The sequence below is a fragment of the Ramlibacter sp. WS9 genome, from assembly GCF_003797765.1.
GTDB lineage: Bacteria > Pseudomonadota > Gammaproteobacteria > Burkholderiales > Burkholderiaceae_C > Ramlibacter.
Window position 1 is genome coordinate 16,709 of record NZ_RKMB01000029.1, and the last position, 24,969, is coordinate 41,677.

The 24,969-nt window shown below is 66.9% G+C and carries 20 protein-coding genes; 12 read left to right on the forward strand and 8 right to left on the reverse strand.

All coding sequences use genetic code 11. From position 1 onward, the window contains the following. Positions 1-67 precede the first annotated feature (67 nt). The 5 genes from EEB15_RS27875 to EEB15_RS27895 all read right to left on the reverse strand — a co-directional run bounded on the left by EEB15_RS27875 (position 68) and on the right by EEB15_RS27895 (position 5,612). Positions 68-913 (reverse strand): class I fructose-bisphosphate aldolase, encoded by an 846-nt coding sequence (locus EEB15_RS27875; protein ID WP_141513237.1) that lies wholly within the window; start codon positions 911-913, stop codon positions 68-70. 112 nt (positions 914-1,025) lie between these two features. After that, entirely contained in the window at positions 1,026-2,006 is a 981-nt protein-coding gene (locus EEB15_RS27880; protein WP_141513238.1) for an aldo/keto reductase, read from the reverse strand. Beyond that, complete coding sequence (locus EEB15_RS27885) at positions 2,003-2,992, reverse strand: ABC transporter permease (protein WP_141513278.1); 990 nt, start codon at positions 2,990-2,992, stop codon at positions 2,003-2,005. The genes EEB15_RS27880 and EEB15_RS27885 overlap by 4 nt, the downstream gene beginning before the upstream one ends. Before the next feature lie 47 nt (positions 2,993-3,039). Then, a complete protein-coding gene (locus EEB15_RS27890; protein ID WP_141513239.1) occupies positions 3,040-4,572 on the reverse strand; it encodes a sugar ABC transporter ATP-binding protein in 1,533 nt (510 codons plus the stop codon). Beyond that, the gene (locus EEB15_RS27895; protein ID WP_141513240.1) at positions 4,569-5,612 is read right to left on the reverse strand and encodes a substrate-binding domain-containing protein; all 1,044 of its coding nucleotides are present in this window, start codon (positions 5,610-5,612) and stop codon (positions 4,569-4,571) included. Before EEB15_RS27895 ends, EEB15_RS27890 begins: the two co-directional genes overlap by 4 nt. Before the next feature lie 168 nt (positions 5,613-5,780). On the opposite strand from EEB15_RS27895, the gene EEB15_RS27900 reads away from it, so the two are divergent. The 3 genes from EEB15_RS27900 to EEB15_RS27910 are packed head-to-tail and all read left to right on the forward strand — an operon-like array spanning position 5,781 to position 9,786. After that, on the forward strand, positions 5,781-7,262 hold the full coding sequence (locus EEB15_RS27900) for an FGGY family carbohydrate kinase (protein ID WP_141513241.1): 1,482 nt from the start codon (positions 5,781-5,783) through the stop codon (positions 7,260-7,262). Next, positions 7,259-9,034 (forward strand): glycerol-3-phosphate dehydrogenase/oxidase, encoded by a 1,776-nt coding sequence (locus EEB15_RS27905; RefSeq protein WP_141513242.1) that lies wholly within the window; start codon positions 7,259-7,261, stop codon positions 9,032-9,034. The genes EEB15_RS27900 and EEB15_RS27905 overlap by 4 nt, the downstream gene beginning before the upstream one ends. Continuing rightward, entirely contained in the window at positions 9,031-9,786 is a 756-nt protein-coding gene (locus EEB15_RS27910; RefSeq protein WP_141513243.1) for a GntR family transcriptional regulator, read from the forward strand. The genes EEB15_RS27905 and EEB15_RS27910 overlap by 4 nt, the downstream gene beginning before the upstream one ends. Before the next feature lie 12 nt (positions 9,787-9,798). On the opposite strand, the gene EEB15_RS27915 is transcribed toward EEB15_RS27910, so the two are convergent. Beyond that, positions 9,799-10,674, reverse strand: coding sequence for a pirin family protein (locus EEB15_RS27915; RefSeq protein WP_141513244.1), 876 nt, complete (start codon positions 10,672-10,674; stop codon positions 9,799-9,801). 164 nt (positions 10,675-10,838) lie between these two features. Here EEB15_RS27915 and EEB15_RS27920 point away from each other — a divergent pair, with 164 nt between their 5' ends. The 3 genes from EEB15_RS27920 to EEB15_RS27930 all read left to right on the forward strand — a co-directional run bounded on the left by EEB15_RS27920 (position 10,839) and on the right by EEB15_RS27930 (position 13,947). Further along, positions 10,839-11,339 carry a helix-turn-helix transcriptional regulator gene (locus EEB15_RS27920; protein WP_158290259.1) on the forward strand — a complete coding sequence of 167 codons (501 nt, stop codon included), beginning with the start codon at positions 10,839-10,841 and terminating at the stop codon, positions 11,337-11,339. Continuing rightward, positions 11,336-12,559, forward strand: a complete 1,224-nt coding sequence (locus EEB15_RS27925) for a serine hydrolase (RefSeq protein WP_141513246.1) — start codon at positions 11,336-11,338, stop codon at positions 12,557-12,559. The genes EEB15_RS27920 and EEB15_RS27925 overlap by 4 nt, the downstream gene beginning before the upstream one ends. 164 nt (positions 12,560-12,723) lie before the next feature. After that, on the forward strand, positions 12,724-13,947 hold the full coding sequence (locus tag EEB15_RS27930; protein ID WP_141513247.1) for a serine hydrolase: 1,224 nt from the start codon (positions 12,724-12,726) through the stop codon (positions 13,945-13,947). Positions 13,948-13,972: 25 nt separating this feature from the next. Here the strand turns inward: EEB15_RS27930 and EEB15_RS27935 are convergent, their stop codons facing one another. Next, entirely contained in the window at positions 13,973-15,142 is a 1,170-nt protein-coding gene (locus EEB15_RS27935; RefSeq protein WP_141513248.1) for a Fic family protein, read from the reverse strand. A gap of 197 nt (positions 15,143-15,339) precedes the next feature. Between EEB15_RS27935 and EEB15_RS27940 the strand changes: the two genes are divergently transcribed. From EEB15_RS27940 to EEB15_RS27955, 4 genes are all read left to right on the forward strand, one after another. Continuing rightward, entirely contained in the window at positions 15,340-16,017 is a 678-nt protein-coding gene (locus tag EEB15_RS27940) for a haloacid dehalogenase type II (protein WP_141513249.1), read from the forward strand. A 25-nt stretch (positions 16,018-16,042) separates the two neighbouring features. Continuing rightward, the gene (locus EEB15_RS27945) at positions 16,043-18,250 is read left to right on the forward strand and encodes a malate synthase G (protein ID WP_141513250.1); all 2,208 of its coding nucleotides are present in this window, start codon (positions 16,043-16,045) and stop codon (positions 18,248-18,250) included. A 162-nt stretch (positions 18,251-18,412) separates the two neighbouring features. Further along, a complete protein-coding gene (locus EEB15_RS27950) occupies positions 18,413-20,902 on the forward strand; it encodes a DUF1631 family protein (RefSeq protein WP_141513251.1) in 2,490 nt (829 codons plus the stop codon). A gap of 60 nt (positions 20,903-20,962) precedes the next feature. Beyond that, positions 20,963-23,041 (forward strand): ATP-binding protein, encoded by a 2,079-nt coding sequence (locus tag EEB15_RS27955; protein ID WP_141513252.1) that lies wholly within the window; start codon positions 20,963-20,965, stop codon positions 23,039-23,041. On the opposite strand, the gene EEB15_RS27960 is transcribed toward EEB15_RS27955, so the two are convergent. Further along, complete coding sequence (locus tag EEB15_RS27960) at positions 23,008-23,697, reverse strand: glutathione S-transferase family protein (RefSeq protein WP_141513253.1); 690 nt, start codon at positions 23,695-23,697, stop codon at positions 23,008-23,010. The two genes, EEB15_RS27955 and EEB15_RS27960, sit on opposite strands and share 34 nt — an antisense overlap. 72 nt (positions 23,698-23,769) lie before the next feature. Here EEB15_RS27960 and EEB15_RS27965 point away from each other — a divergent pair, with 72 nt between their 5' ends. Together EEB15_RS27965 and EEB15_RS27970 are read left to right on the forward strand one after the other, a co-directional pair. Beyond that, complete coding sequence (locus EEB15_RS27965) at positions 23,770-24,675, forward strand: LysR family transcriptional regulator (RefSeq protein ID WP_141513254.1); 906 nt, start codon at positions 23,770-23,772, stop codon at positions 24,673-24,675. Then, positions 24,672-24,893, forward strand: coding sequence for a cysteine-rich CWC family protein (locus EEB15_RS27970; RefSeq protein ID WP_141513255.1), 222 nt, complete (start codon positions 24,672-24,674; stop codon positions 24,891-24,893). The genes EEB15_RS27965 and EEB15_RS27970 overlap by 4 nt, the downstream gene beginning before the upstream one ends. The last annotated feature ends 76 nt before the right edge of the window (positions 24,894-24,969 follow it).

Below are 24,969 nucleotides of genomic sequence, written 5' to 3' on the forward strand. Positions count from 1 at the left end.
CGCCGGCGTCGCCGGCTTTTCATCCCTGCGTCCGGGGTGCCTCTATGCTGGGGCTCGCCCGGAGGGATTACGCGGGTTGTGACTCGTACAGCTGCCAGGCTTTCTCGGCACTGGCGTTCTCGTGGATCATGGCCATCAGCGCGCGCACCACGGCTTGCGGATTGCGGTGCTGGTAGACGTTGCGGCCGTAGACCAGGCCCACCGCGCCTTGATCGAGCAGCTGGCGCGAGCGCACCAGCACCTGCTGCAGGTCCTCCTTGCCGCCGCCGCGCACGAGCACGGGGCAACGTGCGGCCTGCACCACGCGGTGGAACTCCTTGGGGTCGCTCGTCGGGTCCGCCTTGATGATGTCGGCGCCCATCTCGCGCGCGAGGCGCACCAGCGTGACGATCTTGTCGGCGTCGCCGTCCACCATGTAGCCGCCGCGCTCCGTCTGCGGCGCCATCACCAGCGGCTCGATCATCAGCGGCATGCCGTACCGGTCGCAGTCGGCGCGCACGCGCGCGATGTTCTGCACGCACTGGCGGAACAGGTCGGGTTCGTCGGGCAGCATGAACAGGTTCACCACCGCGCAGGCCGCGTCCATCTGGACTGCCGGCAGCACCGGGTCTTGCTCGTTCTGCAGCACGGCCCACATGCTGCGGTGGCGCGTTGCGTTGTAGGGGTTGCCCATGTCCAGCCGCATCACGAGCTGCGGGCGGTCGCGCCCGTGCTTCTGCACCAGGTCGGCCTGGCCGTAGGCGAGCTGGATGGCGTCGGGACGCGCCGCCACCAGCTTGCCGATCACGGCTTCCATGTCTTCCAGGCCCGCCAGGAAGCTGGGCTCGTTGCACACGCCATGGTCCACCGCGATATCGAGGCATCGTCCCGCGTTCAACAGACGGTTCAGCCTGGCTTCTTTTTTCTGCATCATCTTTCCTTCTAGACAAATCTTGGGCATGAGCCTCTCCAACCGAGGGCCCTGCCGCTCTCAGCAAATGCGCGATTCACAGATCGCGCGGACGGTGTAGGGACGAATGTGCGCGCTAGAACGACGCGCCCAGGTGGCGCGCTGCCGCGCCTTCGATCGCCGCGAGTTCCTCGCGACCCAGTTCGACCTTGCCGGCACCGGCGTTCTGCACGGCCTGCCGCGATGTGCGGGCGCCGCACAGCGCGACCGACACGGTGCCGTGCCGCAGGGTCCAGGCAATCATCATCTGCGCGAACGAGCAGTCCAGGCGATGGCGCAGCGGCTCGAGTTCGGCGAAGAAATGCGCGAGCTTGGTCCGGTTGGCCGGCGAGAAGCGCGGCTCGTCGGCGCGCTGGTCATCGCCGGTGAAGCGGCGGTCGGCGTCCATGGGCCCGGCCAGCAGGCCCATGGCCAGCGACGAGTAGCCCATGATGCCGACGTGGTAGTCCGCGCAGATGGGGCGCAGCGTCGTTTCGATCTCGCGGTCGATCAGGCTGTAGCGCTCCTGGATCGCGTCGACCGGGCCGCACTTCACGTATTCCAGCAGCGTCTCGGGGCTGACGTTGCTGACGCCGATGGCGCGGATCTTTCCCTGCGCCTTCAGGTCCAGCAGCGCGCCCATCGTCTCGGCCACCGGCGTCTGGGCATCCTGCCAGTGCGTGATGTAGAGATCGATGTAGTCGGTCTGCAACCGCGCGAGGCTTTGCTCGACTTCGTGGAAGATCGATTCGCGGCCCAGGTGGCGGTACACCGGCGTGCCGTCCTCGTCGAAGAAGTGCGTGCCCTGGCGCGTGTGCCACACCAGCCCGCACTTGGTGGCGACGATGGCTTCGTGGCGGCGGCCTTTCAGTGCCGTGCCCACCAGGCGCTCCGCGTGGCCGAGGCCGTAGGCGGGCGCGGTGTCGATCATCTGGACACCGGCGTCCAGCGAGGCACGGATCGCATCGACGGCGGCGGCATCATCGTTGCCGCCCCACATCCATCCGCCCATCGCCCAGGTGCCGAGGCCCACGTCCTCGCACTCGATCCCGGATTTTCCGAGCTTGGTCTTGCTCATCTCTTGGCTTTCGTGTTGTTCATCAGGTGGTCGATCGTCACGGCCGCCAGCAGGATCAGCCCCTTGATGACGTCCTGCCAGTACGGGGAGACGTCCAGCAGGATCAGCGAGCTGGTGACGACCGACAGCAGGGCCAAGCCGAGCACCGCGCCCAGCACGGTGCCGGAGCCGCCCTTCAGGCTGGCGCCGCCGATCACCGCCGCGGCGATCACGTTGAGTTCCATGCCGACGCCGAAGGTGGGCGTGGCGGCGCCGAAGCGCGCGGTGTACACGACGCCGGCCACGCCCGCGAGCGCGGAGCACAGCACCGTCACCCAGAACTTCACGCGGCCGGTGCGGATGCCGGCATACAGCGCGGCCTTCTCATTGCTGCCGGTGTAGAACACCTTGCGGAAGATCGTGGCGTGGCGCAGCGCGAGGTCGCTGATGAGGACGATCACCGCGAAAATCAGGATCACCGTGGGAATGCCGAACACCGAGCCCTGGCCGATGAACTTGAATTCAGGCGGCAAGGCGAACAGCGATTGCGGCGTTCCCTGCGTGGCGGCCAGGCACAGGCCGCGCACGATCACCATGAAGGCGAGCGAGGCGATGAAGTGGTTCAGGCCGATGCGCGTGACGCAGCCACCAATCATCGCGCCGATGGCGGCGCTCGCGGCGATGGCCACGAGGCTCGCGGTCCAGGGGTCCAGCCCCATGAGGAACAGCTTGCCGGTCACCACCATCGCGAGGCATACGACGGAGCCGACCGCGAGGTCGATGCCGCCGACGATCAGCAGGATCGTCATGCCGACCACGACGATGCCCTCGATGGAGAACGAGAGCAGCATCGCGCGGATGTTGTCCCAGGTGAGGAAGTACGGCGAAGCAAAGCTCATCCCGGCACACATCACCGCGATGATCAGCAGGAGGCCCGCCTCCCGCATGTTCGTCAGCTTCATTTTCGGCATTCCCTGGCCGCCGCGTTGCGGATCCGACGGCGCCATACCGGCGGGCAGCACGCCTGTAGCCGTGGGGGACTCTAGTTTAGACATCAATGCGCCTCCTGTGCGCTGAAACCCGAGGCCAGCCGCAGCAGGCTTTCCTCGGTCATATCTTCGGCGGCGAGTTCGCCGGCGATTCGGCCTTCGTGGATCACCAGTGCGCGGTCGCACAGGCCGATGATCTCGGGCAGCTCGGAAGAAATCACGATCACGCCCACGCCCTGGTCCGCGAGTTCGCGCAGGATGTGGTGGATCTCGGACTTGGCGCCCACGTCCACGCCGCGCGTGGGTTCATCCATCCACAGCACCGCGGGTTTCGTCGCGAGCAGCTTGGCGATGGCCACCTTCTGCTGGTTGCCGCCGGACAGGCTGGACGCCTCGGCGGAAACGCCGTTGCATTTGAGCTTCAGGCTCGTCCCCAGGTCGGTGGCGAGCTTTCGCTGCGCCGCGCCCTGCACCCAGCCCCAGCGCGAACTCACGCGCTGCAAGGCCATTGAGCAGATGTTCTGCGCGACCGACATATCGAGAAAGAGCCCCGCCGCCTTGCGGTCTTCGCTCAGGTAACCGATGCCGTGCCGCAGCGCGTCCGCGTACTTGCGGATGGTGAGCGGCTTGCCCTTCAGGTGCACCGTGCCGCGCCGCGTGCGGCGCAACCCGCAGACTGACTCCGCCAGCTCGCTGCGGCCCGCGCCCATCAGCCCTGCGATGCCGAGGATTTCCCCGCGCCTGACCTTGAACGAGATGCCATGCACGCGCTCGCCGTCGGCGATGTCGTCGACTTCCATCAGGCAGTCCGACTCGTCGTTGGCCGCGTGCGCGCCCAGTTTCGGCGGGTAGTACTGGCCCAGGTCACGGCCGACCATGCTGCGCACCAAGTCGTCGGGCGTGATGCTCTCGATGGCGCCGCAGAACACATCGCGGCCGTCGCGCAGCACGGTGGCGCGGTCGCAGTGCTCGAATATTTCCGCCATGCGATGGCTGATGTAGACGATGCCGATGCCCTGCTCCTTCAGCTCGTGCAGCACCTGGAACAGCGCGACGGATTCCACCTCGGTGAGCGCGGCGGTCGGCTCGTCCAGGATCAGCACCTTGCATTCCAGCGAGAGCGCTTTTGCGATCTCCACCAGCTGCTGCTGCGAGAGACTGAGTTCGTCCACGCGGCGCTTCGGGTCGATGTCCTGGCCCAGGCGCTTCAAGAGCGCGCGAGCGCGCTCGTTCAGGGCCGCGTAGTCCATCCAGCCGCGGCGGCTGGCGTTGATCTCCGGCATGAAGACGTTCTCGGCGACCGTCGCGTCGCCGCACAGCGCGATCTCCTGGTGCACCAGGCCCACGCCCAGCCGCATGGCGTGGGCCGGCCCGTCGATCCTGACGATCTCGCCGTCGAGGATGACGGTGCCCTCGTCCGGCTCGTGGATGCCCGCGATGATTTTCATCAGCGTGGACTTCCCGGCGCCGTTCTCGCCGCACAAGGCATGGATTTCGCCCTTGCGCAACGAGAAGTGGACACCGGCGAGCGCACGCGACGCGCCGAAGCTCTTCTGGATGCCGCGCAGTTCAAGCACCGGCGCGTCCGCGTTCGTCATTCGTTGATGCCTTTGGTGCCACGGCGAGCGAGGTACTTGTCCCAGTAGAAGTCGTCGGCGTTCGCCTTGCTGACGACCGACAGCCCGTTGTCCAGGAACGGCACGGCCATGGGGTTGGCCTTGTTGCGCTTGGCGTCGTTCATCGGGTCGATGAGGTTCGCGTTCTTCGCCAGGAACAGCATCATCATGCCCATGTAGCCCTGCACGCCCTGGTTCGGGTTGATGGAGCCGAACACTTCGCCCGACTTGATCATGTCGAGGATCTTGGCGTTGACGTCGCAGCACATCACGCGGATGTTCTTCTTGGTCTCGACCTTGGCCTGCGCCGCGCCCAGCGCCGAGTTGGCTTCGGGCATGAAGATGGCGCCGAGGTTGGGGTTGGCCTGCGCCAGGCTCAGCGTCGCCTGGTAAGCCTTGTTCGGGTCCTGGTTGCTGGCGGCGCGGCCGACCAGCTTCATGCCCGGGTGCTTGGCCTTCATCTGCCCGACGAAGGCGGCGATGCGGCGATCGTGGTTGTCCTGGCCCGGGTTCTCCAGCACGGCGTAGTCGCCCTTGCCGCCCAGCGAAGCGGCGATCGCGTCGGCGGCCTGCGAACCTTCACGGTCGTTGTCGGAGGTGACGAACGAGACGCGCTTGGAGTTCGGCGAGTCCGCGGCGAACGTGACCACGGGGATGCCCATGGCGGCCGCACGATTGATCGGCTCGATGAACGGGTCGGGGTTCATCGGGTGCAGCAGGATGCCGGCGGGCTTGCGCGCCAGCTCCTGTTCGAACGACGCCAGCTGCTTGTTGACGTCGTATTCGGGCGTGCCCGTGTAGCGCGTCTTCACGCCCAGCGTGCGGCCCAGCTGCTTCATCATTTCGTAGACCGGGAACCAGTACTCGACACCCGAGACCATCACGTTCATCACGTAGACGTCGCTCGGGTTGCCGCGCAGACCCGTGGAAGCGGGTTGGGCAGCAGCTTGCGCCAACGCGGCTGCGGAACCGGCCAGGCCGGCTCCGGCCAGGGCCGCGGTTTTCAGGAAATCTCGCCTCATCGTCTTCTCCTCGTAAGGGTGGATGCCACTTTAGACGCCGACGAAGCGCCACTTGGCAAAAGGGTCGTTGTCATGACAACGGAATAGAATGTATGACGCCAATTCCAAACATTCACTAGGAGAAACCCTGAAATGAATTCCAAGTTTTTGGGCCACGATGTCATAACAATGAAAAACGACATCTTCATCGGGATCGACATGGGCTCGACCGGTTTGAAGGCAGTCGCGTTCGACGGGGAGACGGGCCTGGGGCTCGCCACCGCTGGTAGCGCACTGCCTTTCATCCGCTTGCCTGAAGGGGGCTGCGAGCTCGAAGCCGCGGCCATCGAATCAACACTCATGCAGGCTTTGCAGAGCATCGCGTCGCAGTTGGGCCCTCGCGCCGCGCAGGTGCGGGCCCTCAGCTGCACCGGCCACGGTGCGGGCCTCTATGCACTGGACAAGCAGGGGCAGCTGCTCCGCGGCCGCGCCGTTGCGTCGACCGACCAGCGCGCGTCGGCGCGGGCACGGGCTCTTGCGCTGCGCCAGGGCGCCGAGCTGTTCGAGGAGGTCGGCTTCCAGCCCTGGGCCGGCCAGCCCCTGCTGATCGCCGCGCAGTTGTACGGCGGCGACGCGGTTCACACCGGCGCGATCCATCGCCTGCTGTTCGCCAAGGACTATCTGGGCCTGCTGCTCACAGGCGAGATGGCCACGGATGCCAGCGATGCCAGCACCGGCGGCCTGTTGTCGGAGCAGACGGGAACCTGGTCGCGGCTCGCCAGTTGCGCGGCCGACCTGTCCGATCTCGGCCCCGCGACGCTCGCGCCCATCTTGCCGAGCGGCTCGATCATCGGCACGCTGTTGCCGGCGCGCGCCGCGCAGTGCGGCCTGCCGGCTGGCCTGCCTGTGGCGATCAGCGCGATCGACCTGCTCGCGTCGCTGGCTGCCGTGGGCGCGCCGCAGCGCGGCCAGGCGGTCGCGGTGCTGGGCACCTGGTGCGTCAACGCGGTCGTCGACGACCAACGTGAGGCCAAGCCCGCCATCGGCGGGATCGTGAATTTCGGCGCCCCCGGCCGGCGCCTGTACCTGGAGAACAGCCCTTCGTCGATGGCGAACGTATCCTGGCTCGCCAGGACGGTGGGCTTCGACAGCGCGGCGCAGGCCGTCGATTGCGCGATGACCGTGCCGCTCGGCGCGCATGGCCTTCGCTTCATGCCGTTCATCAACGGTGGCGGCGGGCCCGAAGGCGCTTCCGCAGGGTTCATCGGCCTCACCTCGCATCATGACCGCTCGCACATGGCCCGCGCCGTGGTCGATGCAGTGGCGGCGCTGCACGCGAGGCACCTGGCCCGGCTTGCGTCGTTCGGCCTGGGCGTGCGCGGCCGGGTGGCGGCACTGGGCGGCGGCGCGCGCGACGCGCGGCTGGTGCGGCTCATCGCATCCTTCCTCGGCCACCCGCTCGAGCGCTGCGGCGACGACGAGACCGGCGCGCGCGGCGCCGCGCTCTACGCCGCCCAATCGCAGGGCGCCGGCCTGCCCCAGCCTTCCATCGAAGTGGTGGAACACGACACGCAAGAGGCTACCGCCCACGCGGACTATTACGACAGCTTCCACGAACTGGTGGACACCCTCGCACCCGCGTTCGCGCAACTGGCGGAGGCACGGCAATGAGCGAGCAGCGTTCCGCATTCACGCGCTGCGTCTCGCTGGCGGGCGCGCATTTCTCCACGGTGATCGTGGGTGCCGGCATCAATGGCGCGGGTGTGTTCCGCGACCTGTCGCTGCAGGGCGTGCATTGCCTCATCGTCGACAAGGGCGACTTCGCGGCCGGTGCGAGCAGTGCGCCGTCGCGCATGATCCACGGCGGCCTGCGCTACCTCGAGAACGGTGATTTTTCGCTGGTGGCCGAGGCCACGCGCGAACGCAACCTGCTGCTGCGCAATGCGCCGCACCTGGTGCGGCCGCTCAAGACGGTGGTGCCGCTGTCGAGCCACTTCGGCGGGCTGTTCGGCAGCATCTTGCGCTTTGTCGGCTTCACCCCGTCGCCGCGCACGCGCGGACTGTTCGCCGTGGCCCTGGGGCTGCGGCTGTATGACCTGCTCGGGCGCCGCCAACGCCGCATGCCCGGCCACCAGATCTCGCGCGTGCCCTCGGCCGACGGTGCGCTGTTTCGTGCGTCGGTGCGCTGGACGGCCACCTACTTCGACGCGTGGATCAGCCACCCCGAGTGGTTGATCATGGAACTGCTGGCCGACGCGCACCGCGACGAGCCACGGTCCGCCGCCGCCAACTACTGCCGCGTGGTGCGCTGCGAAGGCAACGCCGTCACGCTGCGCGACGAGATCACCGGCGAAGAGGTGCAAGTCACGGCGGACACGGTGGTCAACGCCACCGGCGCGTGGCTGGACCGCTCGGCCGCGGCGCTGAACGGCGCGGGCGCGCGCATCATGGGCACGAAGGGCTCGCACTTGGTCCTGGACCATCCGGCGCTGTGGGACTCGCTGGACGGCCGCATGGCCTACTTCGAGGCCTCCGATGGGCGTGTCTGCATCGTCTACCCCTTCCTCGACCGCATCCTGGTCGGTTCCACCGACATCCCCGTCGACGACCCGGACCAGGTCGCCACCGAGCCGGCCGAGATCGACTACCTGCTGGACGTGTTGCGCGAACTGTTCCCGCAACTGCGCTTCGCCCTCGCCGACGTGGTCTACACCTACGTCGGCGTGCGCCCGCTGGCACGCTCGGACGCCGACCGGCCGGGACAGATCTCGCGCGACCATGCCGTCGCCATCGACCCGCCCAATGCGACGCGCAGCGTGCCCATGATCTGCCTGGTGGGCGGCAAGTGGACCACCTTCCGCGCGCTGGCGACGGAGGCGGCGGACGAAGTGCTGCGCCTGTTGGGCGTGCCGCGCACGCAATCGACCGAGCTGCTGCCCATCGGCGGCGGGGCGGACTGGCCGGCGGACACCACGTCGATGGCCGGCTTCCTCGCACGCATCGAGGCGGCGACGGGCCTGGACGCGCAACGCGTCGCGGATCTCGTCAGCCGCTACGGCTCCCGCGCGCAAACACTGGCGGAAACGTTCGCGGCCGACGGCGACGTGCGGTTGCGGCACGCGCCCGCCTACTCCGTCGGCGAGATTCGCTACCTCTGCCTGCACACCGGCGTCACGCACCTCGTGGACCTCGTGATCCGCCGCACGCTGCTGGCCATTCGTGGCCATGTGACGGAGGCTCTGCTGTCGGAGCTGACGGAGATCGCCGCGTCAGCGCTGCACTGGGACAGCCCACGGCGGCTCGAAGAGTTCCAGGCCTGCTTTGAAACACTGCGCGACCGGCATCACGTGCGATTCGAGCCTGTACGGCAACCGCTGCCGGAGGTTTCTGTTTTCGATGCATCATTGCGCTCCGACCCGATCACTACCCCGCTTGCCACGTGAACAGTTCGACCTTTCCGACTCCCGCCCTCGACCGAAATTCCGGCTCCCCCCTGTGGGCGCAGTTCCGCGACGCATTGCGAGCGCAGATCCTCGGCGGCGAGTTCCCCGCAGGCACCAAGCTGCCCACCGAAGCACAGCTCGGCGAGCAGTACGGCATTTCAAGAATCGTTGTCAGGGAGGCATTGGCCGACCTGGTGCGCAACGGCCTCATCTACAAGATCCGAGGCCAGGGCGCTTTCATCCAGGCGCGAGAGCGGGACGAAGACTTCGTCTCCACTGTGCTGGGCTTTTCCGACGAGATGCAGCGCAAGGGCCGCACCGTGCGCACCCAGGTGTTGCAGCAGGAATTGCGCGAAGCCAACGAGCGTGAGGCGCGCTCGCTGGACCTGAAGCCCGGCGACCAGGTCGTCGCGCTCAGGCGCCTGCGCAGCGTCGACGATGAGCTTCAGTTGCTGGTGGAGACGGCCGTGCCCGCCGACCTGGCGCCCGGGCTGCACCGCACGCGGCTGGAGAACCGCTCGCTGTACGACGTGCTGCGCCGGCAATACGGCCTGCGCATCGTGCGCGCCGAACGCTGGATCGACGCCGTCATGCCGGATCAACCGACCAGCAACCTGCTGGGCATCACCGGCGTCGAGCCCCTGATGCGCATCGAGTCCATCGCGTACAGCAGCAACGGCCGGCCGCTGGAGCACTACACCGCGCTCCACCGCTGCCAGTCGAGCCGTCTGCACGTGCAGACGACGACGTAGGCAAAGGGCGGGCTAACGGTAGACCGGCACGGTCCCGGAGCCCGTGCGCCGGTCACCTTCCGCCACCATCTTCCGACGAAGTTCGGCGATGCGGTTTTCTCCGGCCTCGAGGGCTTGCGCCGTCGTGTGGACGGAATAGTTGCCCAGATGCAGATCGTGCTCGTGTGGTGCGGCCGAACCGAGGACAAATACTGCATCTTCCGCGCCAGTGTTTTTCAGCGCGATCGGAGCTTCACTGTCTTCGAACACGGCCATCTCGCCGGCGGGTACGGGCGCTTCAGCATCCACCGCACCCGAGGCCACGGCCATCCACGCGACCGAATGCCCCGCTGGCGGCTGGTACGTCCACGATTCGCCGGGCCGCAACGTCACAAGCAGGTAGTTGACGCCGCCCCACGCCGGCACGGGACTGTCCACGCCGGCGTAGCTGCCGACGATGACGTGCGCCGGCCCCGCGCGCCGCATGGCGTCCGCTTCGATGTAGCGGCTTTGCGGCGGCGCGTTCTCGAGCTCGGGCGGCAGCGCCAGCCAGAGCTGGAAGCCCTGCACGCGCGGCACGTCGGCCGGGGACATTTCCTGCCCGTGCCAGACGCCGCCGCCGGCCCGCATCCATTCGACGGCGCCGTAGCCCAGCGTGCCCGAACCGGCTTCCGCGTCTTCGAAATGCATCTGGCCTTTCGCCAAGACAGTGACGGTGGCGATGCCCGAGTGCGGATGAATCGGCATCCGGGGGCCCGCCGGCCCGCGCAGGTCCATGTCGAAGATGTCGAGGAAGACGAAAGGCTTGAGATATTCACCCAGGTCGGAAGGGCTCATCAGCCGCGTGATGGGGCCGTGGCCCTGGCCTCGGGTGCGGTGCAGGATGCGGCGGGCGGTGGAGGTATTCATGTTCCGTATGTTGGGGCCGCTGATGCGTCTTCACTAGACCCCAAACTCACGCCACACCGTTGCTGGAAATGGGACGATGCCGCGAAGAGGCATGTCAAATATTTTTGATACCGATAAGTTCAATATATTTGACATATCGTTTGGGCGTCGATACCCTGCCAGTCATGCCCTTACTGAAGGAACTCGGCGCTGCGGTCCGCCAGCGAAGGCGAGAGATGGGACTGAGCCAGCAGCAGTTGGCTCACCTCGTCGAGTTGTCGCGAGCCACCATCAACGAGCTTGAAATGGGCAAACTCAAAGACTTAAGCGCGCGCCGGATCGAGCGCCTCGCAAACGAGCTAGGCTTCGCCGTGGGACTCGTCGGCACACTGCGCCCCAAGGGCAGGGGCGCGCTGAAAGTGGCGGCTGGGATTGCCAGCGTGCCGTACAAGGCCGAGATGCCAGCCAGCGCGCTGTTCGACTCCCTCAAAGCCGGGGTTGTCGCGCCCGCGTACATCCCGCATCTGCGAACCCTGTTGGACGAGGCACCGGTGGCCATCCTTGCAGAGATCGCCGACGAGCTCGAGTCGCACGGCTTGCCAAAATTGGCGACATGGAAGCGGATGGGTATGCTCGCTGGCGTACTGAGATGCGATAGGCCCTTGTGGCAAAGCCTCGCGAAATGAGGCTGACACACATGCGCATCGTCGCGCACTTGCTGCTCGTGTGTCTTGCAGCAGCCGCCCTCCTCGCGCACGCACAGCCGCAGGCCCCCGCGGCCGGCGCGCTGGCGCAGCACCTCGTCGGCAGCGCGCAGCCGGAGCGCTTGATCGAATCGTTCGGCGGCGCGCTGGAAAGGCGCCTGCCGCATCGCGTGGTGCGCAAGGGCGAACACACTTCGGCACTGCCTTCCGCGGCCGGCGAAATCGCATTCACCTATGCCCATGAAGGAACACGCCGCAACGTCGACGACTATCTGGCGAACCAGCGCGTCACCGGCTTGCTGGCGATCAAGGACGACACCGTCGTGCTGGAGCGTTATCGCCATGGACACAACGCCGGTAGTCGCTTCCTGTCTGCGTCGATGGCGAAGTCGATCGTCGGCCTGCTGGTCGGGGTTGCGCTGCACGAGGGCCACATCCGGTCCATCGACGATCTCGCGAAGGTCTATGTGCCCGCGCTGTCAGGCAACCCGTACGGCGAGACCTCGATCCGCCACCTGTTGCAGATGTCGTCCGGCATCGATTTCGCCGAGCGCTATGACGGGCGCGACGACCTGGTGGCCCTCATTCAAAACACAATCGGCCAGCAGTCCGCGGGCGGCGCCGCCGTGCTCGTGCCGTATGGCAAACGGCGTGTCGATGCCGGCAAGGTGTTCTATTACTCCTCGGCCGACACGCAGGCGCTGGGCCTGGTGCTGCGCGGCGCGACGGGCGTGCCTGTCGCGGACTACTTCGGCACGCGCATATGGCAGCCGATGGGCGCGCAGGACGACGCGAGCTTCCTCATCGACGCGGCCGGGCAGGAAGCCACCTTCGCCTTCCTGCACGCCACGCTGCGGGACTTCGGGCGTTTGGGACGGCTGCTCGCGAACGGCGGCGCGGCCCGCGGCAAGCAGGTCATCCCGCCGGCGTGGCTGCAAGAAGCCACCGAAGGCAGCCAGCCGCACATGCAGCCTTTCGTCGCCAGCTCGTACTTCGGCTACGGCTACCACTTCTGGACGTTCCCCGGCGCGAAGCGGCGCTTCGCGCTCATCGGCGTGAGGGGCCAGGTGATCTTCGTCGATCCTGAACTTCGCCTGGTCCTGGTCCAGACCGCGGCCTGGAAGACCCCTGGCGACCGGGCCGCCCGCGCGGAATTGCTGGCGTTGTGGCGCGGACTCGTGGAGCACTACGGCAGCTGGTAGCGCGCCCTCGCGCGGCCGCATCCACAGGAGTGGCGTCCTCCGAGGACGCGGCACTCTGGTTGTAGCGGCGCGATTGCAGCGTCTGGCGCCGCCGACGTGTGCACCTGGACATTGACGTGGGCGCAAGGCGCAGAATCGCTGCTTCGATCACCCACGGCACCCTCATGAAACTCAAGAAGATCGCTCTCGGCCTCGTCGCCGTCCTGGCAGTGGCCGCGACAGCCGGCTGGTTCACGCTGGACAAGGAAACGCGTGGCCTGCTTGCCACGGTGCCCACCAACCGCGACCTGCTGTTCTGGAGCCAGCCGCAGCGCGACGCTGCGTTCCGCGCGCTCGATCGCCTGCCCGTGCTGGCCAAGTCGCGCCTTGTTGCGGCTGGCGGAACGGCGACGCCGTTGCCGCCCGGCCCGCCGCTCAAACTGCCCGTGGATATCGACGCCTACATGGCCGGCCAGCGCAGCGCGGCGCTGCTGATCGTGCACGACGGCAAGCTGCGCATGGAGCGCTACGGCCTGGGCTTTGACGGCAGCGGGCGCTGGACATCGTTCTCCGTCGCGAAATCGATGACGTCGACGCTGGTGGGCGCCGCCATCCGCGACGGGCACATCAAGAGCATGGACGACAAGGTCAGCGACTACATCCCGCAGATGAAGGGCTCGGCCTACGACGAAGTGAGCGTGCGCCAGTTACTGACGATGACCTCGGGCATCGCCTGGAATGAAGACTATGCGGACCCGAAGTCGGATGTGGCGCAGTTCAACAAGCACCAGCCCGAAGAAGGCGTCGATGCGCTGGTGAGCTACATGCGGCGCCTGCCGCGCGCGGTACCGGCCGGCACGCGCTGGAACTACAGCACGGGCGAGACCAATCTGGTCGGCATCCTCGTCAGCCAGGCAGTGAAGAAGCCGCTGGCCACGTACCTCTCAGAGAAGGTGTGGGCGCCCGCCGGCATGGAGCAGCAAGCCACCTGGCTTTTGAGCAAGACCGGGCAAGAGATCAGCGGCTGCTGCATCCAGGCGGCTGCACGGGACTATGCGCGCTTCGGGCAGTTCATCCTCGGCGGTGCGCGCGTCAACGGCCAGGCCATCGTGCCGGACGGTTGGCTGGCCGAAGCCACGAGCAAACGCACCGGCATCGGCCAGGATGGGCGCGGGTACGGATATCAGTGGTGGACGTATGACGACGGTAGCTTCGCAGCGCGCGGGATCTTCGGGCAGGGGATCTTCATCGACCCGAAGCGGAAGATCGTGATCGTGTCGAATGCGAATTGGGCTGGGGGTGCGAGGGATAAGGAAGCGAGCCCGGCGCGGGAAGCGTTCTACAAGGCGGTGCAGAAGGCGGTGGATGATGAGGTGGGCGGAGCGCCGGCCGCCGTCCAACCGAAGTGATCGACGGGGACGCGTGCGACGACCGTCACAACGCTTCCCCCCCTTCATTCAGCACGTTCAAGTACGCGTCGTACACGAACACGCGATTCCTTCTTTGCCCGGTCAGTTCCCGCGCAATCCCCATCTCCACCAGCGCCACCATCGCCTTGCTCGCCGTCGGAAAACTGATGCCGGCCGTCGCGCCGATCTGCCGCAGGCTGCACAACGGTCGCTGGCGCAGCGTGTCGAGCACCCGCAGCACGCTGGCGTTGCGCCCACGCATTTCCTGCACGCGCTGCGTGTCCTGCCGGAACAGTTCCACCAGGCGCCGTGCCGTCTGTACCGCGCTCTCGGCCGTCTGCTCCACGCCTTCGAGGAAAAAGTCGACCCACGCCTCCCAGTCGCCTTCGACACGCACCCGGTCCAGCAGCTCGTAGTAGATGGTGCGGTGCTGCTTCAAGTAGAGGCTGAGGTACAGCAGCGGCTGGCGCAGTACGCCGCCTTCGTGGAGCATCATGGCAATCAACAGGCGGCCCAGACGCCCGTTGCCATCCAGGAACGGGTGAATGGTTTCGAACTGCACATGCGCCAACGCGGCCTTGATCAGAACCGGCAGCCTGCCGGCCGGCGCTTCGTCGTGGATGAAAGCCTCCAGCGCTGCCATGCAGGCTTCGACCTCATTCGGCGGCGGCGGCACGAATCGCGCGTTGCCCGGCCGGGTGCCGCCGATCCAGTTCTGGCTGCGGCGAAACTCACCGGGGTCCTTGTCGCTGCCGCGCCCCCGCGCCATCAGCTGCGCGTGCATCTCGCGCAGCAGCCGGTTGCACAAGGGAAAGCCTTCGCGCAAGCGGGCCATGCCGTGCTCCAGCGCAGCGACGTAGTCGGAAACTTCGACCACGTCGTCGAAAGGAACGCCGGGCAGTTCGTTCAGCTCGAACAGCAGCAGGTCCGACAGGGATGATTGCGTGCCCTCGATCTGCGATGACAGCACGGCCTCGCGCCGCACGTAGGCATAGAGAAAGAGCTGCGGATCGGGCAGCAGGAGCGCGATGCTGTCCAGCCGCCCCAGGGCCAGAGTGGCTCGCTCCAGCAGGGCTTGGCGCTCGCCGGTCAGCTCGAGTGCAAACGTCGGGGGCAGTGGGTGCGGTACGAAGGCGCGGACGGTTTCACTGCCAGCAACGCTACTGGCGTAGCGACCCGTGGCTTCACGGCGCATGGCGAGGCCTTGCTGCGAAGTTTGAATAAGATAATTTCTTATTAAACACAAACGGACTTTACTTTAATAATTTCGCTGACTCAACTGCAAGCACGAAGCCCGCAAAGCAGGTTTTTCGTCATTGCATTCGTTTTAGTCACGTATATTCGACATTTCGGACTATTAATACCATTCGAAGTATCAAATAAAGTATCGCCATGGAAAAGCCCAAGGCCGTACTGTTCGACGCCTACGGCACGCTGTTCGACGTGTACAGCGTGGGCCTGCTCGCGGAACAGCTGTTTCCGGGCCAGGGTGCGGCGCTGGGCGTGCTCTGGCGCGACAAGCAGATCGAATACACGCGGTTGGTCACCACCAGCAACGGTGGCGAGCACTACAAGCCGTTCTGGGAACTGACGCGCGCCGGCCTGCGCTTTGCGTGCAAGCGCCTTTCGCTCGATCTCACGCCCGCGAGCGAAGAGCGGCTGATGAACCAGTACCGCCATCTCTCCGCCTTCCCTGAAAACAAGGAAGTGCTGGCCGCGCTCAAGGCCCGTGGCGTGGTCACGGGCATCCTGTCCAACGGCGACCCGGAGATGCTGGGCGTGGCCGTGCGCAGCGCGGGGCTGGATGGCCTGCTCGATCACGTGCTGAGCGTCGACGCCGTGCGCAAATACAAGACCCATCCCGATGCCTATGCGTTGGGGCCCCAGGCAACCAAGCTGGAGCGCAAGCAGATCGCCTTCGTCAGCTGCAACGGCTGGGACGCGCTGGCCGCCACCTGGTACGGATTTCGCACGCTGTGGGTCAACCGCTACCAATTGCCATTCGAGGAACTGGGCACGCAGCCCACACGCACCGGCACGAGCCTGCGCGATGTCCTCGGCTTTTTTTGATCAACATTCATCCTGGAGAAGAACCATGACCTCCCGCACATCAGTTCACGGCCTGCAAGTCGCGACCGAGCTTCACAGTTTCATCGAACAGAAAGTGCTGCCCGGCACCGGCGTGGACAGCGCCGCTTTCTGGAAGGGCTTCGACGCGATCGTCGCTGACCTCGCGCCCAAGAACATCGCCTTGCTGGCCGAACGCGACCGCCTGCAAACCGAGATGGACAGCTGGCACAAGGCCAACCCGGGCCCGATCCGCGACATGAAGGCCTATCGCGCCTTCCTGGAAAAAATCGGCTACCTGGTGCCGGCACCTGCGCAGGTGACGGCGACCACGACCAACGTCGATGACGAGCTGGCGCTGCAGGCCGGCCCGCAGCTGGTGGTGCCTGTCCTCAACGCCCGCTACGCGCTGAACGCGGCCAACGCGCGCTGGGGCTCGCTGTACGACGCGCTCTATGGCACCGACGTGATCCCTGAAACCGAAGGCGTCGAAAAGGGCAAGGGCTACAACCCCGCGCGCGGCGCCAAGGTCATCGCCTACGCCCGCAAGACACTGGACCAGGCGGCGCCGCTGGCAGAAGGTTCACACGCCGACGCCACGGGCTACAAAGTCGACGGCGGCAAGCTGGCCGTGAGCCTGAAGGACGGCAAGACGACGGGCCTGAAGGACGCCGCGCAGTTCGCCGGCTACCAGGGCGACGCGGCCGCGCCTTCTTCGGTGCTGATCAAGCACAACGACATCCACATCGACATCCAGATCGACCGCAGCACCGCCATCGGCAAGACCGATGCCGCCGGCGTGAGCGACGTGGTGCTGGAAGCCGCGCTGTCCACCATCCTCGACCTGGAAGACTCGGTGGCCGTGGTGGATGCAGAAGACAAGGTGCTGGCGTACAGCAACTGGCTGGGCATCCTGCAGGGCACGTTGACCGAGCAGGTGTCCAAGGGCGGCAAGACCTTCACGCGCGGGCTCAACCCCGACCGCGTGTATACCGGCCCGAACGGCGGCGAAGTGACGCTGCACGGCCGCTCGCTGATGTTCGTGCGCAATGTCGGCCACCTGATGACCAACCCCGCCATCCTGTATGGGGACGGCAAGGAAATCCCGGAAGGCATTCTCGACGCGGTGGTCACCACCGCCATCGCCATCCATGACCTGAAGCGCAAGGACCAGCCGGGCATCAAGAACTCGCGCAAGGGCTCGGTCTACATCGTCAAGCCCAAGATGCACGGCCCGGCCGAAGCGGCCTTTGCCTCGGAGCTGTTCAGCCGCGTCGAGAAGGTGCTGGGCCTGCCGGAGAACACCGTCAAGCTGGGCATCATGGACGAAGAGCGCCGCACCAGCGTCAACCTCAAGGCCTGTATCGCCGAAACGGCGGCTCGCGTGGCCTTCATCAACACGGGCTTCCTGGACCGCACGGGCGACGAGATCCACACCGCCATGCATGCGGGCGCGATGATGCGCAAGCCGCTGATGAAGAACACCAACTGGCTGCGCGCTTACGAGATGAGCAACGTGCAGATCGGCCTGGCCTGCGGGCTTCGCGGCCGCGCCCAGATCGGCAAGGGCATGTGGGCCATGCCCGACCTGATGGCCGAGATGATGAAGCAGAAGATCGCGCATCCGCAGGCCGGCGCCAACACGGCGTGGGTGCCCTCGCCCACCGCCGCGACGCTGCACGCGCTGCACTACCACCAGGTCAACGTGGCCGAGTTGCAAAAGAGCATGGAGATCTTCGTGAACGAGAAGAAGTCGCTGGCGATGGAAGAGAACCTGCTCGACGCGATCCTGCAGATTCCCACGGCGCTGATGCCCTTCTGGACCGACGCCGAGATCCAGGCGGAACTGGACAACAACGCCCAGGGCATCCTCGGCTACGTGGTGCGCTGGGTCGACCAGGGCGTGGGCTGCTCCAAGGTGCCCGACATCCACAACGTGGGCCTGATGGAAGACCGCGCCACGCTGCGCATCTCCAGCCAGCACATCGCCAACTGGCTGCTGCACGGCGTGGCGTCGAAAGAGCGCGTCGAGCAAACCATGCGCCGCATGGCCGCCGTGGTGGACGGCCAGAACGCGGGCGACCCGCTTTACAAGCCGATGGCCGGGAATTTCGAGAAGTCGGCCGCGTACCAGGCTGCTTGCGACCTGGTGTTCAAGGGCCTGGAGCAGCCGAGCGGCTACACCGAGCCGCTGCTGCATGCCTGGCGCTTGAAGGTGAAGGCTGGGACCGCCTGACCTCACCGTTCAGGGGGCCTGTGGGGCCCGTGCGACGATAATGCGTAACCGGATATTTCGAGAACGCGCACATCCCCGGTTCACGTGCTAAAAAGTTGCTACATAACGTTTCGGTGCTGAGGGGTACCGAAACGTTGCGCTTTTCAGGCCACAAGCAACAACATGGCTACGCATTCCACCGCTCTGCAACACTGTTTCAATGAGGTCGCCACATCGGCGCCGATGGCGCTGGAGCGGTGCCTGAATCAGGTCGTCACTTCGCTGCAAGACGCGGAGCTCAAAACCAGCCAATCGGGCGACCGCACCGAACTCGGCGAGGCCTGGCGCGAGCTGCAGCGGCAACAGCCGGTTTGGTGCAAACGGTACCCCGACGAACTGCGCGCCGCGTTCACCGCCGACCAGGGCAAGGACGCAGCTGCACGCGCGCCCGCGGCACGGCATACGCCCAACCTCGAGCTGTCGCTGATGGACGACTCCGCCATCGACGGCGCCATCGAGTCCTCGCGCCTGGTGAGCCACGTGATGCCCATCGTCGAACGGCCGGTGTCGGAACTCGACGCGCTGGTCAGTTCCGCGATGGGGCTGGCCACCGTGCGGCCGGAGCTGAACCCCCTGCGTCCGGAAATCTTCGCGCAAAGCTTGCGGGCCCTGATCAACGGCGCACAGGTCAAGCCCGCCACCGGATCGCTCTGGATGAAGCACATGGCCGAGCCGCTCGGCCAGGAGTTGCAAAGCCTTTACCAACGGCTGGTCACACAGCTGAAGGACGCGAATGTCCAGGCCGCCGAATACCGCGTTACGCAGGCAGCAGGCGCGCCGGCGCGCGCGCAGGGCGCACCGGGTGTTGCTGCTGATGCGGCTGCCGATGGCAGCGGTGGTGCCAGCAATAGTGGCGGTGGCAGCGGCAGTACCGGTGCCCAGGCCAACCGGGGCAGCACGCCGTCCGCGGGCGGCCACCCTGGGTCCGCGGGCCAGGAGTTGCCATCGGGTTTCGCCTCGCTTTCCAGCCGGCAGATCAGCCACGCCCTGCTGCGCGACTTCGTGTCGCACGGGGCCGGCGAGCACGCGACGCAGGTATTGCCGGCGTCGTACTACGCGGAAGTGGACCGCGAACTGGAGCGGCTACAAGCCGAAGCCCAGGGCGAGCGCGATGTCGCACCCGAACCGCCCGTCCCGGCCAGTTACCGCGACATGCCCGCGGTGGACCGCCCCCAGCGCAACATCGGCGTCCAGAGCCGGCTGAACAGCGAGGTCTGGGGCGATTACGCGCATTCGCACGAGCGCTCGCTGGTGCGCACGCGGCTGCGCAAGGACGCCACCCAGGTAGCGCAGGTGCTGGGCCTGGAACTGGTTCGCAAGGTGGTCAACCAGATCGCGCAGGATCCGCGGCTGCTCGGCCCGGTGCGCGAAGCGATCGTGGCGCTGGAGCCGTCGCTGCTGCGCCTGGCCATGGTGGATCCGCGCTTCTTCACCGAAGAAGAACACCCGGGCCGGCTGCTGATGGAGCGCGTGGCGCTGCGCAGCTTCAAGTACAACGACGAGTTCAGCAAGGAATTTGCGAGCTTCTTCGACGGCGTGCAGGGTTCGTTCAACGAGCTGAACAAGGCCGAGATTCCCGACGCCCAGCCCTTCGATCTGATGCTCAAGGGACTCGAGGCCGTGTGGGCGGAGCAGGACCGCATCGAGTCCGACCCGCTGGAGCAGGCGGTCGCCGCGATGCGGTTCGCCGAACGCCGCCAGGCCGAAGCCGACCAGATCGCCTGGGGCCTGAGCACCCGGCCCGACCTGGAAACCGTGCCGTCGGTGGTGCAGGATTTCCTGTTCGGGCCATGGGCCCTGGTGCTGGCGCACGCGCGGCTCACCGACGGCGCCAACCGCATCGACCCGCAGGGCTATCTCTCCGTCATTACCGATCTGCTCTGGAGCGTGAAGCCGGAAGTGACGATGCGCCAGCCGGCACAGCTCTTCGAGCGGATCCCGCCCCTGCTGGCCAAGCTGCGCGAGGGTCTCGCGCTGGTGGGGCAGGAAGCCGATGAATCGTTTTTCCAGGAGCTGATGGAACTGCATCGCCCGGTGCTCAAGCTGCGCCGTGCGAAGTCGCGGCAGGACGCTCTCGAGTCCGGGCACGCGCCGCTCAGTGCGATGGACGCCGATCGCGTGCGGCTGGAGGACCCCGATCCCGAGGAGAAAGCCGCCAAGTCCGGCCAGCCCTGGATGAGCGCCAACGAGCTGAGCGCACTGGGTTTCCAGGAGACGATGCCCACCGACATGGCGCAGCTGTGGGCGGAAGAAGAGACCTCGCGGCCGGCGCCGTTGGAGCCCGCCCCGGCAGTGGCCGTGGCAGTGGCCAAAGCGCCGCCGCCGCCCGCCGTCGTGCTGGACCCGGACACCGTGCTGGCCAACCTGCGCGAAGGCGACTGGATCGACCTGTATTCCAAGCGCCGCTGGCTGCGCGCCCAGCTGATCTGGGCCAGCACCAAGGGCACGCTGTTCATGTTCGTGAGCCACGGCGGGCAGCCGCACTCGATGACCAAGCGGATCTGCGAGCGGTTGATCCGCGACCGCTTCCTGCGCCCGGTGCGCATGCACGGCGTGGTGGCCGGCGCCCTCGACGCCGTGGGGCGTGAAGAACCTGCCGACGCGACGGCCTGAAACTGCTACTTGGGGACACGCCGGGTCCCGGGCGCTGATGATAAAGGTTACAGTTCGCTCATGCGCAGCGGAGAGGCAGTCAAATTCAAGGTGTTGACGACGGCGGATACGCCGGCTCGCGAGTTGAGCGACGCCGACGCGCGCCGTCAGGCCGCGCGCGTCGAGGCCATCGCGCGGGCCCAGCACGAACTGGCGGTGAGCGATGCGGATGAACAAGCGCTGACGGCGCGCATCGCCGAAATGGCGCAGGACGTCCTGGCCGCCGACGGCGCCGCGTTCGGGGTGTTGGAGGGCAACGGGCTGCGCGTGCGATCGGTCTACGGCGTCGCGCTGGACCAGGTCGGCACCCTCGTGCCCCTCGAGGGCAGCCTCTCGGGACTGACCGTGTGCTCTCAGCGGATTCTGCGCAGCGACGACGTCGACACCGACCGGCGCGTGCACCGCACGGTCCCGCCGCAGCCCTGGAAGTCCATCATGTGCGCGCCGTTGCGCCAGAGGCAGGAGACGGTGGGCGTCATCAGCGTGATGTCGCTGCAGCCCGGCTTCTTCACGCAGGCAGACGAGACCGCGCTCGAGCTTCTGGCCGAGTCGCTGGGTGCGGTGCTGCAGCGGCGCCGCCATGCCGCGCAGCTGGCGGCGTCGGAGTCGCAGTACAAATCGCTCTTCATCGACAACCCGCAGCCGATGTGCGTGTACGACCCCGGCACGCTGAAGTTCCTGGCCGTCAACGCCGCGTGGGTGGCGCAGTACGGGCGCAGCGAGGCCGAGTTCCTGGCCATGTCCATCGAAGCGATGCGACCGCCGGAGGATGTCGAGGCCTGGCGCCGGGAGATGGCCGCCAAGCCGTTGGTCGGCCCGGCCCGGCGCCGTGGCCGCCACCAGCGCAAGAACGGCGAGGTGATCCACGTCGACACCTTCTCGAACGACATCCTCTTCGAAGGCCGCGCCGCCAGGCTGGTGCTGGCGATCGACATCACCGAGCAGCTCGACGCCTCGGACGGCCTTCGCCGCAGCGAGGCACGCTTTCGCGCCCTGACGGAGCTGTCGGTCGACTGGTACTGGGAGCAGGACGCGCAGTTCCGTTTCATCGCCATCGAAGGCGGCGGCAGCACGTACCCGCCGGGCCTGCTGCCACCGGGGCAGATACTGGGCAAGGCGCGGTGGGAGCTGGAAGACACGGAGGCCGACGAGGACGCCTGGGTGCAGCATCGCGCCCAGCTGGAACGGCATGAGCCGTTCCGCGACTTCGTGGTGCGCCGGCGCATTGCGGACGGCAGCGTGCGGCAGCTGGCCCTGGCGGGTGTGCCCGTTTTCGACGGCCAGGGCCGCTTCACCGGCTATCGCGGCGTGGGCCGCGACATCACCGACCAGCGGCGCGCGCAGGACGAGATCGCGCGCCTGAACGCGGAGCTGGAAGAGCGCGTGGGGCTTCGCACCGCGCAGCTGGAAGCAGCCAACGCCGAACTCGAAGCCTTCTCGTATTCCATCGCGCACGATCTGCGTTCGCCGCTCACGTCCATCGACGGTTTCAGCCACTCGCTGGACGAACTGTGCTCGCCCGCGCTGGGCGAGCAGGGCCGCCACTACGTGCGCCGCATCCGCGCCGGCGTGCGGCAGATGAGCGAACTCACGGACGCCATGCTCTCGCTCGCGCAATTGTCGCGCGTGCGGCTGAGGTGGGAGCCCGTCGATTTGGCGGAGATCGCGCGCAAGGTGTTCGCGCAGCTGCGCGAAGGCGAGCCGCACCGCGAAGGCACGCTGGAGACGCCGAGCCGCCTGCCTGCGCACGGCGACCCGCGCCTCTTGGCCCAGGTCGTCGCCAACCTGGTGGGCAACGCGTGGAAATTTTCGGCCCACAAACCCATCGCGTCGATCCGGTTCGGCTGCACGAAGCAGGATGCCGGCGACCCGGTCTACTTCGTCGCCGACAACGGGGCGGGCTTCGACATGGCGCATGCCTCGCGACTGTTCGGCGCCTTCCAGCGCCTGCACTCGCCCAGCGAGTTCGACGGCACGGGCATCGGGCTGGCGCTGGTGCAGAAGATCGTCACGCGGCACGGCGGACGGATCTGGGCGCACGCGGTGCCGGGCCGGGGGGCGACTTTCTATTTCACGCTGGCGGACGAGCCGCTCACCTGAATGCGGCGGGAGAGTTCGCTGCTGCGCGCGATCAGGAAGTCGTGCAGCAGCCGCGGGTACTCGGCCGACACCGCTTGATTGACCGACGGCCGCGCGGCCAGGGCTTGGCGCCAGGCGTGGACTCTGGGCGTCTCTCCGAAAAGGCCGGCCTCGCCCAGCGACTCGAACACGTCGAAGTAGCGAAACACCGGGCCGAACACCGCGTCGACCAGCCCGAAGCGTGCGCCGGCAAACCATGGGCCGCCGGCGTGCAGCGCTTGTTCCACCTGCATGAACTTTGCGCCCAGCTCTTCGCGGCGTGCCTGCAACGCCGGCGCATCGGGCGCGTTGTAGAACGCCGCGATGGTGTTGAGGATGGCCGAGCCGAACTCCATCCAGCCCCGTTCGCGTGCGCGCTCCAGGGCGCCCTGCGGATGCAGCCGCGGCGCGAGCGTTTCGTCGAGGTATTCGCAGATCACCGCGGATTCGAACAGGGGCTCGTCCTGCACCAGCAGCACCGGCGTCTTGCCCAAGGGCGAGATGGCCCGGAACCAGTCGGGCTTGGCCGCCAGGTCGACATGGCGCCGCTCGAACGGCACGCCCTTTTCGGCGAGCACGATGGCGGCTCGCTGCACGTAGGGGCACAAGTGATGGCTGACGAGCGTGTAGTGGTGCATGGGGCCGTGTTCCGTTTGCGTGGAGGGGAAGCGAACTGTAGGATTGCAAAGTCGCAATGAAAATAGGCGTCCATGAAAACTGGCATTGCAAGATCGCAATATGCGTTGACGGCGTCCGACCTCGAGTTGTTGCTCGCGCTGGTGCGCGGCGGAACGTTGGCGGAAGCGGCGGAACGCCTGGCCGCCGACGCATCGACCGTGTTTCGCGGCGTGCAGCGCATCGAGAAGAGCCTCGGCCAGCGGCTGTTCGAGCGCACTCGCCAGGGCTACCTCGCGTCGGAGGCGACGCTGGAGATCGCGCGCCATGCCGAGCGCATCGAAGCCGAGCTGGAAGCAGCGCGCCTCGCGACGCAGGGAAAGGATGCAGAGGTGACCGGGCGGGTCCGCGTCACCACCACCGACTCGGTCTTGCGCGGCCTGGTGCTGCCCTGCCTGCCCGCGCTGGCGGCGAAACACCCGCTATTGCAACTCGAGTTGCGATCCGCCAACGAACTGGTGAGCCTGACGCGTCGCGATGCCGACCTGGCGCTGCGTGCCACGCCCAAGGCGCCCGACCATCTGGTGGGCCGGCACTTCGGCGCGATCCGCTTCGTGCCATGCGTCGCGCGGGCAATGCCGGCCGCGCGGCGGCGCAAGCCCCTCGCCGAGCACGACTGGATCGCGCCCGACGAAGCCATGCCCGATCACCCATCCGTGCGCTGGCGCCGCAAGCACCTGCCCAAGCTCGCGCCTCGGCACCTGGTGGATGGAATCGTCGCGGTCGTCGATGCAGTGAAGGCGGGCCTGGGGGTGGGCATCGTGCCGCTCTTCATGCTGGAGGCGGAGCCGCAATTGGTCGCGCTTTCGGAGCCGCTGGAGGGTTGCGAGTCGCAGCTGTGGCTGTTGGCGCACCCGGAGTCCCGGCACCTCCGGCGGATCGCCGCGGTGTACCAGCACTTCGCGCAGGCAATCCGGTTGCCGGATAAACTGAAGCGATGACACTCGACACCGTTTCCACAGCCGAGCGCTGCCCTTTGTGCGGGCAGGGCAATCAGTGCGCGATGGAGGTCGAAAGGGCCACCGGCAAGAAGCAGCCGCCGTGCTGGTGCACGCGGGTGAATTTCAGCGCGGAGTTGCTGGCGCAATTGCCTGTGGAAGCGCGGGGTAAGGCGTGTATTTGCGAGGCTTGCGCGCGCGAGGTGTCATTGCGGGCTTGACCCAGTACTGCCCGACATCTGATCTCATCGAAGCGCGCTGCACAGCGACCTGTGCGGAGCCATGGACGCCGGGTGG